The 217-nt window shown below is 24.0% G+C and carries 1 protein-coding gene; it reads right to left on the bottom strand.

Annotated elements, in window-relative coordinates; genetic code table 11:
* Nucleotides 1–54 (bottom strand): helix-turn-helix domain-containing protein (locus QMG30_RS25305; RefSeq protein WP_353511688.1); only part of this gene is annotated, 54 nt, incomplete at its 3' end.
* Between the last annotated feature and the right edge of the window lie 163 nt (nt 55–217).

The raw sequence follows: 217 nt of genomic DNA, 5'->3' as shown, positions 1-217 counted from the left end.
CAGTTGTTCCTTATTAGGATATATTCTATATTTGAAAGCTTTATTGATTTTCATAGATTTTCCCTCTTCCTTATGTTATAATTATATCGCAATTTAATTTAGTTGTAAAGGAGTTTTTTAGATGAATGATAGTGAATTCAAAAGCAATAGACATTCAATATACAATCTAAAATATCATTTGGTTGTAATAACTAAATATAGACACAAATGTATTAAC

The sequence above is a fragment of the Vallitalea longa genome (assembly GCF_027923465.1).
Taxonomy (GTDB): Bacteria; Bacillota; Clostridia; order Lachnospirales; family Vallitaleaceae; genus Vallitalea; species Vallitalea longa.
The sequence above is the reverse complement of the archived record's forward strand: the minus strand, read 5'-3'. Positions and strand labels throughout refer to the sequence as shown.